Here is a 16443-nt window from a genome sequence, read left to right as displayed (position 1 = left end):
CGCAGTGTCTTTGAGTTCACCCGGCCAGGTGATCACGCAACATCGATCCGGTGTACTCGCGGCGAAAAATGCCGCGCTGCTGAAGGATCGGCACCACGTGGTCGACGAACGCCGTCAGTCCGTCCGGTAGCCGGTCGATGTTCAGGTTGAATCCGTCGGCGGCGCGTTCACGGAACCACAGTTCGAGGTTGTCTGCGATGGATTCGGGTGAACCCACCAGATAGCGGTGCCCTCCTGGATTGCGGGTCAACAGGTCGCGTACCGTCAGTTGCTCGTTCTGCGATTGTGCGACAAGGGCTTTGGCGAATGCGGGACTGACTGATCTGGCGGCGCGCGGAGCGTCGAGGACCGCGGCAGGAACCAGCTTGTCGAGGACCAGCATCTCGGGGTCTGCGCCGATACGTTGAGCCAGTAGCTCACGTTCGGACACCACGTCGACATGGGCATCGATCTCGGCTTTGCGGGCCAGCGCTTCGGTTTCCGTGCCGGCCGCCACCACATACAAGCCGGGCAGAATCTTCAGGTCATCCGGGGATCGGCCGTTCTTGCGGGCGCGCCGTTTGGCGTCCCGGGTGAACTGGCGTGCCGACCGGATATCTTGCTGGACCGTGAAAATCGCATCAGCCCATCGACCGGCCATGGCGCGTAACTGCTCGGAGTCTCCGGCCTGAACGATGACCGGACGTCCCTGGGGCGTCGGCGGAAGCACGAACGGGCCGGTGACCGAGAAGAATTCTCCGGTGTGGTCGATCGGATGCACCTTGTCGGCATCCAGGTAGATGCCTGCCAGCGGATCGCGACGCAGGGCGCCGGGTTCGAAGCTGTCCCACAAGGCGTGTACCACCCGTACGGCTTCCTGCGCCTTGCGGTAGCGGTCGTGGTGGCCGATCGCGGCCACCTGTGAATAGTTCGCCTGTGCGGCGGGATTCAGGCTTGTGACGATGTTCCAGCCGGCGCGTCCGCCACTGACGTGGTCGAGGCTCGCCACTTGACGCGCGATCGTGAACGGCTCGGTGAACAACGCGTTCACCGTGGCGATCAACCCGATGTGCTCAGTCGCCTGTGACAGCGCGGTGAACAACACGATCGGGTCGAACGCACGCCACGGCCGGCGGTAGGCCTCGCCCTCCAGGGCCAGGCTGTCGGCGAGGAACAGCGAGTCGAACAGGCCGCGCTCGGCGATGCCGGCGATCTCGCGGTAGTGCGAGATGTCGACGGGGTCGATGACGTCGGTCTGCGAACGCCAGGCGTGGTCGTGGCGACCGGTGGCCAGCAGGTTGAGATTGAGATGGAGATGTCCGGGTTCGGTCATCGGGTGAGGTGGTCTGCCACGGGGCCGCACAGCTTCATGAGGCCAGAGCCAACTGGGCGAGACGACGGCCGGGCACCGCGTCGATGAGGGCCTGGGTGTAGGGCGAGGCGGGCGACGAGAAGACGGTCGCGGTATCGCCGCTTTCCACCACCTGGCCGGACTTCAACACGACGACGCGATGCGACAATCGCTGCACCACCGACAGGTCGTGTGAGATGAACAGGTAGGTGAGCCCGAGCCCGTCCTGCAGTTCGAGCAACAGACTCAGGATCTGGTCCTGCGTCACGACATCGAGTGCCGACAGTGGTTCGTCGAGCAGGATGATCTCCGGCTGCACCACCAGCGCTCGCGCGATCGCCACCCGTTGACGTTCGCCACCGGAGAGTTCGGCGGTGCGCCGGTCGAGTTTCTCGCGGGTGAGGTTGACGTTGTCGAGCGCCTCGGCGACCCGCTGCCCGCGGCTGCTGCCGTCGCCCAGACGGTAGGACTGCAAGGGACTTTCGAGGATCTGGCGCACCGACCAGCGCGGGTCCAGTGCGGAATCGGGGTTCTGGTAGACGAATTGGATGTTCTTCCAATGTGCCCGCCGTGCCCGATGATCGAGTCTGGTCACGTCGTGACCGAGCACCTCGATCGATCCGCGGGTGGGCCGGGTCAGGCCGATGATCAACTTGGCGGTCGTAGACTTGCCCGATCCTGATTCGCCGACCAGTGCCACGGTCTCGCCACGCCGGACCACCAGGCTCACGTCGTCGACCGCGGTGTGCCGATTACGGCGGCTGATCCGGAAATCCTTGGATACGTCGGTGACGCGGATGACCTCCTCGGTCTCCGGCCGGGCGGGTGCCACGGGTGGGCGTGACACGGCCGAGATACGGCGCATCAGGGCCGCCGTGTAGTCCGACTCGGGCCGGCTGATGATGTCGTCGACGGGGGCGTCCTCGACGATTGTGCCGTTGCGCATCACCACCACGCGCGACGCGTGGTCGGTGGCGACACCGATGTCGTGGGTGACGAACAGGACAGTGGTGCGGTGTTCGGCCACCAGGCGGTCGAACACCCGCAGGATCTGACTCTGCACCGTCACGTCGAGGGCCGAGGTCGGCTCGTCGGCGACGAGCAGTTCGGGGTTGAGCCCGAACGCGATCGCGATGAGCACCCGTTGGCGCATACCACCCGAGAGTTCTCCTGGGTACTGGTTCAGACGGCGCTCGGGATGGTCGATCTCCACCTGCTCGAGCAGTTCGATGCAGCGCTGCCTGCGCTCGCGTCGGCTGAGTTTCTCGCCCTTGAGGTCGAAGATCTCACCGATCTGGGATCCGATGGTGCGCACCGGGTTCAGTGAGGCACCAGGGTCTTGGGGGACCAACCCCACGGCGGTGCCCCTGATGCGACTCCACTCACGTTCGGTCAGTCCGAGGGTGCTGCTGCCGCGGAGAGCGAGCTTTGCGGCGCTCACCGTCGCTGTGGCGGGCAGCAATCCGATCACGGTGTTGGCCAGTGTTGTCTTGCCTGAGCCCGATTCGCCGACGACGGCGACGAACTCACCCGCGGACAGGCTCAGGTCGACATGGTCGAGGGCGATCTTGGACTCGGCGGCAGCGGTATCGCCCGGATACGTCACGGTGAGGCCGGACAATTCGAGCAGGGGTTCGGACATGTCGGACACTCCTGGTCAGATGTTGTTGGACTTCAGGACGCGTCTGCTGACCACGCCGAGAGCGACGATGACGACGAGGATGACCGCGCCGGGCAGGGAGGTCAGCCACCAGGCGGTGGCCAGATAGCTGCGTCCCTCGGCGACCAGCAGTCCCCACTCCGGTGTGGGCGGCGGGGCGCTGTACCCGAGGTAGCCCAGCGCCGAGATCGCGAGAATCGCGGCACTCAGGTCGATGACGGCCAGAGCCACTACCGCACCGACGGCGTTGGGGACGATGTGGCGCCGGATCACCGACCATCGGCTCTCGCCCGACAGGAACGCCGCTTCCACGTAGTCGAGTGCTCGCACCCGTATCACCTCGGCGCGAAATACCCTGGCAAATATGGCGATCGATCCGATGCCGACACCGATGCCCACCGATAGAGGGCCCGCGCCGTAGGCGGTCACGATCCATACCGACACCAGGAACCCGGGCAGCGCCAACAGCACGTCGCTGAACCGCATTCCGACCGCGTCGGCGAACGGTCCCGCGACACCCGCGATGATGCCGACAAGGCTGCCGACGACCAGACCGACGGCCACCGCCAGGCCCGCGGTGAGGATCGTGTGCGAGGTGCCATAGATGACGCGGGTCAGCACATCCCGGCCGAGATGGTCGGTGCCGAACCAGTGGGCCCAGCTAGGCGGCTGGAACTTCTCCAGGCGGTTGCCGTTGAGCGGGTCCTGGCTGGTGAACAGTCCAGGGACGATGGCCCATGCGGCGACGAGGACGAGTATCGCGCCCGATACCCGCGCCGACCACGGCGCCGCTGTGATCACCGAGATGGACTTGGCCCATATGGCTTTCGGCTGGAGAACCTGTGGGGGAGATGAGACATCGGCGGTCACGTGAACCTACCCAACCGGGTGTTGAAACCCTGTCGCTGCAATTTGGTGACGCGGGGGTCGAGGACCGGGTATATCAGGTCCACCAGGAGGTTGGCCCCGACGATGACGAAGGTGGTGAGCAGCACGAGGCCCTGAATCAGGGAAATGTCCTGGTTGGACACCGCCTGCAGCAGCACCGTGCCCAGACCGGACCGCGAGAACACGGTCTCGGTGACCACCGAACCGCCCAGTAGTGCGCCGATGGTGGTCGCCGTGACCGTCAGTGCGGGACCGGCCGCGTTCTTCAATACGTGTTTGCGGATCACCCAGGTCGGGGTGCCGCCCTTGGCACGCGCGGTGTTGATGTGTGGAAGGGCAAGCGTCGCTTCGGCATTCTTCAGCAAGACCTGTGCGATCGGTGCTGATATCGGCACCGCGAGGACCACCGCTGGAACCAGCAGCGAGGCCAGGGATCCATCCGGGAACAACGAGAACAAGCCGAGCTGAACCGAGAAGATCTGCAGGATGACGAGCCCCAGCCAGAATGTCGGAACGGCACTGAACAGTGGGGGGATGCTGCGGATGAAGGTCCGCAGCCAATCGAACCGGGTGGTCGAGGACAACAGCAGAATCCCCAGCGCGAAACCGAGCGCCAGCACTGTCGCCGTCGCGGCCAGCTTGAGCGTCTCGCCGATCACGCCGCCGATCCGGTCGGTGACCGACTGCCCGCTGGACAGCGAGAACCCGAACTGGCCGTGCAGCAGCTGAGCGAGTTGCGAGAAGTACTGCACGTAGACCGGCCGGTCGTAGCCGTAGAACTCCTTGACCTGCGCGACGATGTCCGGGTTGAAGTAGCCGTCGCCTTTCGCGACGAAGATGGACACCGGGTCGGTGGGCAAGATGCTGACACCCCAGAAGATCACGGTGAAAGCCAGCAGTAGGACCAGGAGCGACTGGCCGATGCGAGCGGCGGCGTATTTGATCACGGCTGGGTATCCCTGTGCGGTCAGTTCTTCCAGGCGCTCTGGAACAGCGGCTCGGTGTAGTTGGTGAACTCGACGTGCACGTTCGGCGCGGCCGCGTGCACCTGCACCTCGTCCCAAAGGATCAATGCCAGCTGGTCGTCGATGATCTTCTTCTGGATCCGCGCGACGGCATCTTTGACCTGGGCCGGATCGGTCGCCCGCAGTTCCTCCTTGGACAGGGAGATCAGTTCGTCGTTCTTGGCGAACGTCAAATTGCCGTTGTCGCGTCCGAACAACAGGCCCAGGCCGTTGTTGTACCCGGTGCGGGTGCCCAGCAGGGGAGTCGATCCGTCGGCGTTGGCGGCGTTGAACAACGTGGTGTCACCGGCCCGGTTTTGCAGTGCGACACCGAGTTTCCGCCAACCCGCTTCGATGAACTCGAACGCAGGCCGGAACACCACACTCTGGTTGGATGCGGCGAGTGTGAGGTTGAGCTTCTTACCGTCCTTTTCGCGGATGCCGTCGTTGCCGACCTTCCAGCCGGCTTCGTCGAGCAGGCTCTCCGCCTTCTCAGGGTCGTAGCCGAGATCGGCGCTTTCGTTCGAGAACAACGGGTCATCGTGTCCGAGAACGGAATCGGCGGCCTGGTAGCTGGGCGACAGCACGGTGTCGACCACGGCTTGGCGGTCGATGCCCAACTGCAGGGCACGTCGCACCCGCTGGTCACTGACCAGATCGTTGTTGATCCTGAAGCCGACGATATTGGCGGTCAGCACCGGTGCTGCGACGGGAATCACCTGGAAGCCGCCCTGATTCAGGGCCGGTTCGTCGGTCGGCTGGATACCGCGGGCCAGGTCGACCTGTTTGGACTGCACAGCTCCGGCCCGCAGACCGGGCTCGCCGATGACCCGTACGACGAGCTTGTCGAGGTAGGCCGCGCCCTGGTTGGGTGAGGAAGTCGGCGGCCAGGCGTAGTCCGGGCGCTTCTTGAGGACCACTTCCTGGTCGGGGATCTGCGACTCGTAGGTGAATGGCCCCGAGCCGACGACATTCTCGATCTTGGCCTGACCGTCGTAGTCGAGACCCAACGTCTTCAATCCGCGGATCGCGGCCCGGCCGTTGGCCGCGACCCGGTAGAAGTTGCTGTTGGGTTCGTTGAGGAAAACCGTGATGGTGTTGCCGTTCACCGCGCTGTGGTCGTAGCCGACGAAATCGCTGAACGGCGGGATCTTCTTGCTCGGATCCCCCTTGCCGAGCTGGTCGAAGTTTGCCTTCACCACTTCTGCGGTCAGCGGTGTGCCGTCACTGAAGGTGACTCCGTCGCGGATTGTGAAGGTGTACTGCGTCGCGTCCTCGTTGCGGGAGAACTCACTCGCCAGCCAACCTTGCACCTCGCCGGTCTTGGGATCGAGATAGACGAGCCGGTCGACCACCTGGAACAGCAGGTTGGCCGTCGTGTAGTTGGTGCTCAGCGCATCTGTGACGAACTGGACGTCGGAGAAGGTGAGCGTTCCGCCGGGAGTGGGGTCACCGGTGGGGCCTGAACTCGCCGCGTGTTGCTGGTTTGGGGAGCAGCCGGCCAGCAGGGCCATCAGCGCGGCACCGGCGATCAGTGTGAATCTTCGGCGCATGGGCATCCTTCGCTGTGTGGACCGCGGTGACGATCGGTTGGATTGCGGCGAAACGGAATTCGCGGAAATGCGGACCGGGTATCGGCTGCTCATCCGGGCACGTTCGTGGTCGTCGCAGTACGTCCACGGTCATAGTTCGACTTCGGGATGGCCCCGTTCACAATGAAGTCCCCGATGATTCTCGGTTTGTAGACGACCGGATTGTGGGAGGCCAGCGTTCGCGCATTCCGCCAATGCCGGTCCAGTCTCGTTCCCTCGCGGATGGTCGATGCTCCGCCGGCGTTGAAGATCCGGGCGCCTGCGTCGAGCACCGCCTCGATGATCGAGACCTGTGCGGCCGACACGTCGATGAAGTTCCGCACATAGTCCTCTTCGGCATCCAGACCGGCGGCGGCAACCTGATTGGCGCGTTCCAGGCTCGCGGAGACCGAAGCCAGTAGCGCATCGGCGGTCTGCGCGTGCCGGTAGAGGTGGCCGAGGACGGCAAGCACCTCGGGGTCGTCGATGGCGCGTTCCGACAGCGCATGCAGGTTGGTGCGGACGCGTGACCTGACCAACGCTGCCGCGTCGTCGACGACATTGCGTGCGATGCCGGCGAGGTTGGCCAGATGCACGAGCTGCACGAACGCCTGAATGGAACGCAGATTCTCCTTGGACCGGCCCAGATCACCGTTGTCCTGAACCGGCACCGCGTCGAAATGCGTCGTTCCACTGCCGGTGAGGCGTTGTCCGATCCCGTCCCAGTCGTCGTCGTGGGTGACGCCGGTGTCGCGAGCCGCCACGATCGCGAAGGTGACCTTGCCGTCGTTGGCGGTGTCGCCGGCGTCGTCCACGGTCGCCGCGACGCGGATGTAGTCGGCGTAGAGGGCTCCGGTCGAGTAGTACTTCACCCCGGAGATCACCGGGCGGCCGCCGACCCGGTGCAGCCGGGTCGTGGGCAGGAAGTCTGGGCTGTCGGCCGCGGGTTCGGATTGCGCATTGCCGAAGATCGCGCCGTTGGCGATGCGGCGTAGCCAGTGGGTGCGGAGTTCGGCTGACGGGGACTGCCGGAGAATCTCGACCGTGGTGAAATGCCCGCGCAGAATCTGCGGGACGTTGGAATCAGCCCGGCCCGCCTCGGCGAGCAGCTCCAACAGCGTCGGTAGGTCGACGCCGAACCCGCCGTGCTCGACCGGTACCCGCAACCGCCCGAAGCCCGCCGCGGCGAGCGCCTGAATCTCTTCGTGGACCGGTTCATGGGTCTGATGGCGCTCGCCGGCCTTGAGCGCCAATTGATCGAAGGTCCGGCGGAACTGGGCCAGGCTGGACTGAAATGCTGCGGACACAAGTCCCTTTCGATGGTCTGCTGGTGGCGGGTTCAGGCGACGACGGACGCGCCTGTGGCGGGCCGGGGATCGCGCAATCCGAGTCGTTCGCGGATAGTCGAGCCGTCGTAGGCGGTGGGAAAGGCGCCCGATGCCTGCAGGAGCGGGATGACGTCGCGGTTGAACTCGGCGATGCCCTCCGGCAGCACCGGGATATGGATGTTGAAGCCGTCGACGGCGCCCTCGCTCCACCACTGGAGAATGGTGGCGGCCACCTCTTCGGGAGTACCGATCGCCAGCCGGTGCCCGCCCTCGACCCGCCGCACCAGTTGTCGTGGGGTGACCTCTTCGGCGGCGGTCAGCTCTGCGAATGACCGCACGAAGCCCACGGGTCGGTCCTGATCTTCGTTGTAGGAGAACAGATTCGGATCCAGCGGTCGGTCCGGATCGAGTCGGTCCGGGATGTCGAACAGCGCCGCGCGTTTGAAGAAGTCCGCGATCAGTCCGTCCTCGCCGTTGAATCCGTGAAGGGCTTCGTGCTTGCGGTAGGCCTCCTCGCGGGTGTCGCCGACGATCACGGTCAGGCCGGGCATCAGGCGGATCTCGTCGGGACCCCGACCATGGAGGGCGGCCCGGGCGCGCAACTGAGCCTGGTAGTCGAACGCCGCTTGTTTGTGCAGCAGCGACGCGTAGACGATGTCGGCGTGCTTGGCGGCGAGGTCGACTCCGGCGTGTGATGCCCCGGCCTGCGAGATCACCGGGTGGCCCTGCGGCCCGATCGGCACATTCAACGGGCCCGTCACGTCGAAGAACTCGCCGTGATGGTCGATGCGGCGGGCCGTCGTCTCATTCCACACCGAATCGGCCGGTGCCGGGTCCTGCGGGGTATCCCAACTGAGCCAGAGCTCTTTGACCACCTCAAGGAATTCGTCGGCCCGGCGGTAGCGCTCGGCCCGTGGCGGCAGTGGGTCTGCCGAGAAGTTCGCCGCGATGTCCGGGTTGAAACTGGACACCACATTCCAGATCACCCGCCCGCCGGAGATGTGGTCCAGGGTCGCGAGGCGGCGTGCGAGGTTGTAGGGGGAGTTGTAGGACGAGGAGGCGGTGAGCAGGAACCCGATGTCGGGCACCGCCGCGGCGATCGCCGAGAACAACACCGTCGGGTCGAAGCTGTGCAGCGGACGCGCGGAATTGTCCCTCTGTAACGCGGGATGGTCGGAGACGAAGACGATGTCGAAGACACCGTCGTGGGCCAACTGGGCCGAGCGCAGATAGTGGTCCCAATCGCTGAACCGATTCCACTTCGTCCCGGGCCAGCTCCAGGACCGGGCGGCGGATCCGGTGCTGTTGACGGCGACGCTCAAGAACAATCGCCGGTGCTCGGACGTGGTCACGATCCGAGTGTCTCGGCCTGCCCGACACCGAACAACGAGGTGGGGCTACGCGAACCGTTGACAACAACTTAAGAGTGGGTGAGGCGCCGGCTTTTCCCGGAATGATTGTCGTGATCGGGTGGTTGACACACGGGGACTCATCAGGACAAGCAAGGAATTGTTGCAATGGCAGATGCTATCGACTTCGACGAGATGAACCGCACCGTGATCCGTGAGTTCCACGAATCGGGCGGTAAGGCAAGCGGCGTGTTCGAGGGCAAGCCTCTCGTGCTGGTCCACCACACCGGCGCCAAGTCCGGAACTGCACGGATCGCGCCTCTCGTGCCGTTGTTGGATGGCGACCGGATCTTCATTTTTGCCAGCAAGGGCGGTGCCGACACGAACCCGGACTGGTATCACAACCTGGTGGCCCATCCCGATACCGTCGTCGAACTCGGCACCGAGAGCTTCCCCGTGACCGCTCGGGTGCTCGCCGGGGCAGAGCGCGACGATGTCTATGCCAAGCAGTCGGCGGTGCAACCCCAGTTCGGTGAGTATCAACGCAAGACGGAACGCCTGATCCCGGTCATCGAGTTGCAGCGCCGGCCCTTCCTATGACGTCATCTGCGCGAGTTGGCTGCGCAGCCTGTGTCCGGGGGCGGCGTCGAGCAGTGCGCGGGTGTACTCCGAACCCGGCTCGGCGAAGATTCTTTCAGTAGGCCCTGTTTCGACGACCCTGCCGCGTCGCATCACCGCGACATGGTCGGAGATCGAGCGCACCAGATCGAGGTCGTGTGAGATGAACAGGTACGTCAGTTCGAGCTCGCGCTGGACCTCGTGCAGCAGGTCGAGAATGCGGCGCTGGGTTACGACATCGAGTGCGGACAGCGCTTCGTCGAGCACCACGATGGGAGATCGAGGTGCCAGTGCCCGGGCGATCGCCACCCGTTGCTGCTGGCCGCCGGACAGCTCGCGGGGTTTGCGGGTGGCGAAGGAGCCGGGCAGCCCCACCTGATCGAGAAGCTCGGTGACCCGACGCCGGCGGTCGGCGCGATCGCCGAGTCCGAACGATCGCAGTGGCTCGTCGACGATCTGTTCGACGGTGAGCCGCGGATCCAGCGCGACCTGTGGGTTCTGTTGTACCAACTGGATTTTCCGCCATACGTCACGTTTGGCCTGCCGCCGCAGTCCGGTGACCTCCGTGCCTTCGATGGCCACCTCACCCGCGTCTGGGCGGGTGAGGCCCAGGATCAGCCGGGCTGTCGTGGATTTTCCCGATCCGGACTCGCCGACCAGCGCGAAGGTGCTGTTGCGGGTGAGGGTGAAGGTGACGTCGTCGACGGCCTTGAAGTGCCCGTTGGGCCCGTGGGTGAAGACCTTGGTCAGGCCCACCACTTCGACAACGGGCTCCGCAGGCGCGGCAGGAGCGCGGGATACCGGTGCACTGCGATCGCCGAGACCGAAGGCACTGCTGATGAGTTGGCGGGTGTAACCGTGTTCCGGCCGCAACACCAGGTCATCGATCGGCCCGTTGTCGAGTACCTCACCGTTGCGCATCACGATCGCTCTGGTGGCGTGATCAGAGGCCACCGCCAGGTTGTGTGTCACGAACAGGACGGCCACTCCCGTCTGCCCGGTGAGCCGGTCGAAGACCTCGAGCACCTGCTTCTGCACGGTGACGTCGAGAGCGGAGGTGGGTTCGTCGGCGATCAGCAGCGTCGGGTGCAGCCCGAATGCGATGGCGATGAGTACCCGTTGCTTCATGCCCCCCGACAGTTCATGGGGGTACTGGCGCAGGCGCTGCTCGGGGTGGTCGATGCCGACCACGTCGAGCAGCTCGACAGCTTTGGCCCGTAATTCAGCCCGCGACAACCGCTTTGCACCGGGATGAAGCCGGAATACCTCCGTGAGCTGGCGGCCGATCGGCTGCACGGGATCCAGCGATGTCGCCGGATCCTGAGGGACCAGCGCCACCACCTTGCCCCGGAGCTTGACCACCTCCCGTTCGCTCAGTCCGGTGAGCTCATGTCCGGCGACCCGGATGGATCCGCTGTCGATCCGCGCACTGTCCGGCAGCAGGCCGATCGCCGCCTTGCTCAAAGTTGATTTGCCCGAACCGGATTCACCGATCACCGCGACGACTTCGCCGGGCCGGATGGTGAGGTTGACGCCGCGCACCGCGGCCTGGGCGCCCCCGCGGTACGAGATTGTCAGGTTCTGGATCTCGAGCACCGGCAGGGTGGCGGAGTGGGCGGTGTCCTCGGCGGCAGTCGGCAGGGTGGTGGTCATCGAATACTCCTCGTCAGATCCTGAAGCGGCGCTGTAGCAGTCGGCCGGCGCGGGACACCGCCAGCACCGCGATCAAGACGACGATCCCGGGCAGGGTCGTCAGCCACCAGGCGTTGGCGAGGTAGTCCCGGCCCTCTGAGAGCAGGGTGCCCCACTCCGGTGTGGGCGGCGGCGCGCCATAACCCAGGAACCCCAGGCCGGCGATGTTGAGAATCGTCGCCCCGAGTTCGGTCGGGATCAGGGCCACGATGGGTCCGGCCGAGTTCGGCAGGACATGGCGGAACAGCACGGCTGCCGGACTTGCCCCGGAAACGCGCGCGGCGTCGATGTATTCGAGTTGGACCACGCGCAGTGCCTCCCCGCGGGCCACCCGCGCGAAAGGGGCCACGGCGGCGATACCGACGCCGATGGCGACGTGGGTGGTCCCGGGGCCGAATGCCGCGACGATGCACAGCGCCAGCAGGAATCCCGGCAGCGCCAGCAGGACGTCGACCAGTCGCATGATGACCGCGTCGACGGCTCCACGGAGCACGCCGGCGGTCACGCCGAGGAGCGTGCCGACGACGAGCCCGATCGAGGTCCCGATCACGGCGCCATACACCGTGTTGCGGGTGCCGTGCACAACGCGGGTGAACGTGTCCCTGCCGGCCCGGTCGGTGCCGAACCAGTGGTCGAGGCTCGGCGGCAGGAACCTCTGGGCGCCCTCGCCGATGAGCGGGTCGTGGCTGGTGAACCACGATGGGAAGATCGTCCAGAGCGCAACGGACACGAGGACCAAGACGGCCAGGGCGGTGGCAACAGCACTGGGACTGAACCGGATCCGATCGCGGGTCGCCTGCTGCGGTACCGGTGGGGTGAGAGTCGTCGTCATGATCGTGCCCCGCCGGTGCTCAGCAGAATCCGCCGGTCCAGCGCGGGGTAGAGCAGGTCGATCAGCAGGTTCACCACGACGTAGACCCCGGCGATGATCAGGATGAAGCCCTGAACCAGCGATACATCCTGTTGGGAGACCGCTGTCTGCAGTACGCGCCCGATTCCGGCCCGGGCGAACACGGTTTCGGTGACCACCGTGCCGCCAACCAGGGTGCCCAGCACTGTGCCCGCCACCGTCAACCCGGGACCCGCGGCGTTACGGACCACATGTCGCCAGAACACCCAGTGCTTGCCTGCGCCCTTGGCGCGCACCACGTCGATGAAGTCGCTTTCCAGCACGGTGTCCACGCTTTTGAGCAACACCTGTGCCATCGCGGCCGACAGCGGCAGCCCCAGCACCAGTGAGGGCACCAGAATCGACCAGAATGTGCCGTCCGGGAATGCCGAGATCCAGCCGAGCCGGAACGACAGGACATTCAGCACCACGATGCCCACCCAGAACACCGGCGCGGCGGCGAACAACGGCGGCAGAACCACGACAGATGAACGCAACCAGCGCCGGTTCGCCAGCGTCGCGGTCGACACGATCGTCCCGGCGATGAGCACGGCGACGACGAACGCGGTGAACGCGAGTCGCAACGTGGGCAGTGCGGCGTCGCCGATCGCTTGTGTCACTGTCTGGCCGGTACTCATCGAGTAACCGAGGCCTCCGCGTACAAATTGGCTCAATTCGATGAAATACCGTTGCAGGACGCCGTGGTCGTACCCGTAGTACAGCTTCATCTGCGCCACGGTCTGCGGGTCGATCACCCCGGTGTCGTCCGCGGCGAACATCTCGATCGGGTTGGACGGCAACAGGGTGATCGCAATGAATGTCAGGGTGTAGGCCAACCACAGCACCACCACGGCCTGCGTGACGCGGCCGGCGAGGTACCGGACGAGCCGGCGCGACCCGGGAGTGCCCCAGCCGACCGGCGTGAATGCCGTCCGAACGTCCGGAATCGCCGTCATCGGGCTTTCCAGGCGTTGTAGAAGTCCGGATATGTCTGTGTCTGGAACGTCACGTGCACCTTGGGTGAGGCCCCGAATGTCTGCGCCTCTTCGAAGTACGCGATGACGTAGGACCCCTTGATCAGGGCCTTCTGTTGTTCGGCCTGAACAGCTTTGAACTCGGCATCGTCGCGAGCCTCGAGCTCACGGGTGTAGAGCGCGGTGAGCTCCGGCGCAGATCCGAGCAATGCGACGTTGCCTTCACCGCCGAAACTCTGTCCGAGCGAGATGATCGATGTTCGGCTGACCATGATCGGGACATTGACGTCGTTGTTCGCCGCGGCGGCGAACGACGGATCGTTGCGCACGTCCAGCACGATGCCGAGTTCCTTGCGCCACTGCTGCGCGATGTACTCCCATGCGGGCCCCAGCGCCACCTGCTGCGCGCTCTGCGGAACCGTCAGATGAAGCTGCTTGCCGCCCTTCTCGCGGATGCCGTCGGAACCCTGCTGCCAGCCCGCCTGCTCCAACAGGCCGCGCGCCTTGTCCGGGTTGTAGGAGAATTCTCCGGCCACATCGATCACGTTGGCGTTGTTGACATTCAGGATCGAGATCGGTGGGGGATAGCTCGGAGTGAGCACATCGCGGGTCAGGCCCTCCCGGTCGACGCCGAGCACCAGCGCCCGGCGCACCAGGGGATCCTTGGTGAACTCGTTGTCCACCCGCAGGCCTGCGTAGTTCGACGTGCCCAGCGGCGGACGGTAGAGCAGCAGCTGATAACCCGCTGCCTGGATCGTCGCCTCGTCGGACGGCTGTATTCCACGGGCGACGTCCACCTGGTCGGAGGTCAAAGCGCCGGTACGCAAACCGCTTTCGGGGAGGACCTTCCAGACGATCTCATCGAGATAGGCCTCGCCCTGATTCGGGGAACTGGCCGGTGCCCACCGATAGCCCGTCCGCCGCGTCAGGACGGCGGACTGGTTGGGCACCTGGGACTTGAACACGAACGGGCCCGCACCAACGTGGTTTTCGGGTCGGCCGGCCTCTTCGAGCTCCAATCCGATGGTCTTCGCGCCGAGAATGGGGGAGTTCAGCCGGGTGGTGTCGATGAGGAATTGCTGGTTGGGTTTGGACAACACCACGGTCACGGTGTCGCCGTCGACTTCGACGTGGTCGTATCCGCGGGAAATCTGCGGGTGCACCGGGATCCGCAGCTTCTCGTTACCGCGGCCGAAGAGCTCGTAATTCTGGGCCACGATCTGCGGGGTCAGGTGGGTGCCGTCGCTGAACGTGATGCCCTTGCGGATCTTGAAACTGAACCGGGTGTTCTCGTCGTTCTTGGTCCACGATTCCGCGACCCACGGCTGCAGCTTCTTCTGGTACGGGTCGAAATAGAGCAGGAACACGTTGGTGTGGAAGGTCAGGTTCCCCGCGCTGTAGGTACCGAGCTTCTGCGCCTGCCAGCTGGTCACCGATTCGGTGTCCGAAAAGGTCAGTGTCCCACCGTGAACCGGGTCGCCGACTGGTCCCGCGGGTCCGGACGCCACCTGATTCGGTCCTGCTCCAGGACTGCACGCGGCAAGCAGGCCGGATCCGAGCATGACGGCGCCGAACCCCAGGAATGCGCGGCGATCGAGGAAGTTGGTCATATTTGGGCTTTCTCGGTGTGACGACGACGACGGACGGCTCCGGTGGTCACCGGAAGCGGGCACCACAACATCGACTCGTCACGCTGGACAGTTTCGCGGCCGGTCGTCGGGTAACCAACGCATTGGGGCTACGGGATTGGTTAAGGAGCGCTGAAGCGTTCCCGTAGCGGTCCGGTGTTGTTCCGCAGCGCATGGGCGGACAGCCTGAATGGGCGAACCGGTCGGCGGAGGGACATGGCGAATGGCGGAACTGGTGCTGAACTCGGTGATTCGGCCGATCGGGTTCACGCAGGGCGGATGGCGTCATCCCGAGGCGACGCCGCAACGGGCGCTGGACCTGAGCTATTACCAGGAGTACGCCCGCACCTCCGAGCGGGGCCTGTTCGACGGTCTGTTCGTGGCGAACACCCCGGCCGCCAGGAGCAATGACTGGACGACGTTGTTCTCGCCGCTCGAACCCGTCGCGCTGTTGTCGGCGCTGGCGCCGACCACGAACCACATCGGTTTGATCGCGACCCTCTCGTCGACGTTCAACCACCCTTACAACGTGGCCCGGCAGATCGCTACCCTGGACCACCTCAGCGGCGGGCGCGCCGGCGTCAACATCGTCACCTCCGGATCATCGGACGCGGCACGCAATTTCGGCTACGACGAGCTTCCCGAACATGGTGAGCGATACGAGCGGGCTCACGAGTTCCTCGACGTGCTTCATCAGCTCTGGGACAGCTGGGATGCCGATGCGTTGATCGTCGACAAGGTCGCAGGTGTGCAGTCGAAACCTGGCAGTGTCCGCCCGATCGGATACCGGGGCAGGCACTTCGCGGTTCACGGCGCGTTGGATGTCCCCCGGGCGCCGCAGGACCGGCCCCTGGTATTCCAGTCCGGTTCCTCGGCGCCGGGGCGGCGCCTGGCAGCGGCCTACGCCGACGCCGTCTATACCGCACAACGAACGATTCCGGAGTCCAAAGCGTTCCGCGACGATCTGCATCGCACCCAGAAGCAGTTGGGCCGCAGCGGACCGCTCGTGAAGGTGCTGCCCGGACTCATCCCCATCGTGGCGGGTACCGATGCCGAGGCACACGCGCTGCACGACGAGATCAGCGCATTGAATCCGCCGGAGCGTTCCGTCGCGATCCTCGAGGAGCGGTTGAAGGTCGATCTGACCGGAGTCGAACTCGACGAGCCGTTCCCGGTGGTGCGGCTTCCACCGGTTCAGAGCCTGGCCGGCGAGCGCAGCTTCCACGAGATCGTGCGCAGCCACGCAGACGCCGGAGCAACCCTGCGGGATATCCTGCGGATCACCGACTCTGGCAACGGCCATCTACGCTTCGTCGGTTCGGCCGAGCGCGTCGCCGACGAGATCGAACAATGGTTCACCGCAGGTGCGGTCGACGGATTCAACATCAACCCCGCGATCACGCCGACCGGTCTCACCGACTTCATCGATCAGGTGATCCCGCTGCTGCAGGCCAGAGGGATCTACAAACGCGAATATGCCGGTGCCGGGTCCCGGGCACCGTTCTCGTGAGG

Annotated in this window: 13 protein-coding genes; 2 read left to right on the top strand and 11 right to left on the bottom strand. The window is 65.2% G+C overall.

What is annotated here, in order from left to right:
• Positions 1 to 16 precede the first annotated feature (16 nt).
• The 7 genes from ACNQR1_RS23870 to ACNQR1_RS23840 all read right to left on the bottom strand — a co-directional run bounded on the left by ACNQR1_RS23870 (position 17) and on the right by ACNQR1_RS23840 (position 9133).
• The gene (locus ACNQR1_RS23870) at positions 17 to 1312 is read right to left on the bottom strand and encodes an NtaA/DmoA family FMN-dependent monooxygenase (protein ID WP_418048162.1); all 1296 of its coding nucleotides are present in this window, start codon (positions 1310 to 1312) and stop codon (positions 17 to 19) included.
• 34 nt (positions 1313 to 1346) lie between these two features.
• On the bottom strand, positions 1347 to 2972 hold the full coding sequence (locus tag ACNQR1_RS23865) for a dipeptide ABC transporter ATP-binding protein (RefSeq protein WP_418048161.1): 1626 nt from the start codon (positions 2970 to 2972) through the stop codon (positions 1347 to 1349).
• A gap of 15 nt (positions 2973 to 2987) precedes the next feature.
• A complete protein-coding gene (locus tag ACNQR1_RS23860) occupies positions 2988 to 3797 on the bottom strand; it encodes an ABC transporter permease (RefSeq protein WP_418050474.1) in 810 nt (269 codons plus the stop codon).
• 59 nt (positions 3798 to 3856) lie between these two features.
• A complete protein-coding gene (locus tag ACNQR1_RS23855; protein WP_418048160.1) occupies positions 3857 to 4825 on the bottom strand; it encodes an ABC transporter permease in 969 nt (322 codons plus the stop codon).
• Between the two features lie 20 nt (positions 4826 to 4845).
• Positions 4846 to 6435, bottom strand: coding sequence for an ABC transporter substrate-binding protein (locus ACNQR1_RS23850; RefSeq protein ID WP_418048159.1), 1590 nt, complete (start codon positions 6433 to 6435; stop codon positions 4846 to 4848).
• A gap of 89 nt (positions 6436 to 6524) precedes the next feature.
• The gene (locus tag ACNQR1_RS23845; RefSeq protein WP_418048158.1) at positions 6525 to 7760 is read right to left on the bottom strand and encodes an acyl-CoA dehydrogenase family protein; all 1236 of its coding nucleotides are present in this window, start codon (positions 7758 to 7760) and stop codon (positions 6525 to 6527) included.
• A gap of 32 nt (positions 7761 to 7792) precedes the next feature.
• The gene (locus tag ACNQR1_RS23840) at positions 7793 to 9133 is read right to left on the bottom strand and encodes an NtaA/DmoA family FMN-dependent monooxygenase (RefSeq protein WP_418048157.1); all 1341 of its coding nucleotides are present in this window, start codon (positions 9131 to 9133) and stop codon (positions 7793 to 7795) included.
• A gap of 165 nt (positions 9134 to 9298) precedes the next feature.
• Between ACNQR1_RS23840 and ACNQR1_RS23835 the strand changes: the two genes are divergently transcribed.
• A complete protein-coding gene (locus ACNQR1_RS23835) occupies positions 9299 to 9730 on the top strand; it encodes a nitroreductase/quinone reductase family protein (RefSeq protein ID WP_418048156.1) in 432 nt (143 codons plus the stop codon).
• Here ACNQR1_RS23835 and ACNQR1_RS23830 read toward each other — a convergent pair.
• The 4 genes from ACNQR1_RS23830 to ACNQR1_RS23815 are packed head-to-tail and all read right to left on the bottom strand — an operon-like array spanning position 9725 to position 14913.
• Positions 9725 to 11401: a dipeptide ABC transporter ATP-binding protein gene (locus ACNQR1_RS23830; RefSeq protein ID WP_418048155.1), complete on the bottom strand. Its 1677-nt coding sequence runs from the start codon at positions 11399 to 11401 to the stop codon at positions 9725 to 9727. The two genes, ACNQR1_RS23835 and ACNQR1_RS23830, sit on opposite strands and share 6 nt — an antisense overlap.
• Positions 11402 to 11414: 13 nt before the next feature.
• Complete coding sequence (locus ACNQR1_RS23825) at positions 11415 to 12272, bottom strand: ABC transporter permease (RefSeq protein ID WP_418048154.1); 858 nt, start codon at positions 12270 to 12272, stop codon at positions 11415 to 11417.
• Complete coding sequence (locus ACNQR1_RS23820) at positions 12269 to 13285, bottom strand: ABC transporter permease (protein ID WP_418048153.1); 1017 nt, start codon at positions 13283 to 13285, stop codon at positions 12269 to 12271. The genes ACNQR1_RS23825 and ACNQR1_RS23820 overlap by 4 nt, the downstream gene beginning before the upstream one ends.
• A complete protein-coding gene (locus tag ACNQR1_RS23815) occupies positions 13282 to 14913 on the bottom strand; it encodes an ABC transporter substrate-binding protein (RefSeq protein WP_418048152.1) in 1632 nt (543 codons plus the stop codon). The genes ACNQR1_RS23820 and ACNQR1_RS23815 overlap by 4 nt, the downstream gene beginning before the upstream one ends.
• 241 nt (positions 14914 to 15154) lie before the next feature.
• Here ACNQR1_RS23815 and ACNQR1_RS23810 point away from each other — a divergent pair, with 241 nt between their 5' ends.
• Positions 15155 to 16441, top strand: a complete 1287-nt coding sequence (locus ACNQR1_RS23810) for an NtaA/DmoA family FMN-dependent monooxygenase (protein ID WP_418048151.1) — start codon at positions 15155 to 15157, stop codon at positions 16439 to 16441.
• The last annotated feature ends 2 nt before the right edge of the window (positions 16442 to 16443 follow it).

The organism is Mycobacterium sp. 48b, from assembly GCF_048282725.1.
GTDB lineage: Bacteria > Actinomycetota > Actinomycetes > Mycobacteriales > Mycobacteriaceae > Mycobacterium.
The sequence above is the reverse complement of the archived record's forward strand: the minus strand, read 5'-3'. Positions and strand labels throughout refer to the sequence as shown.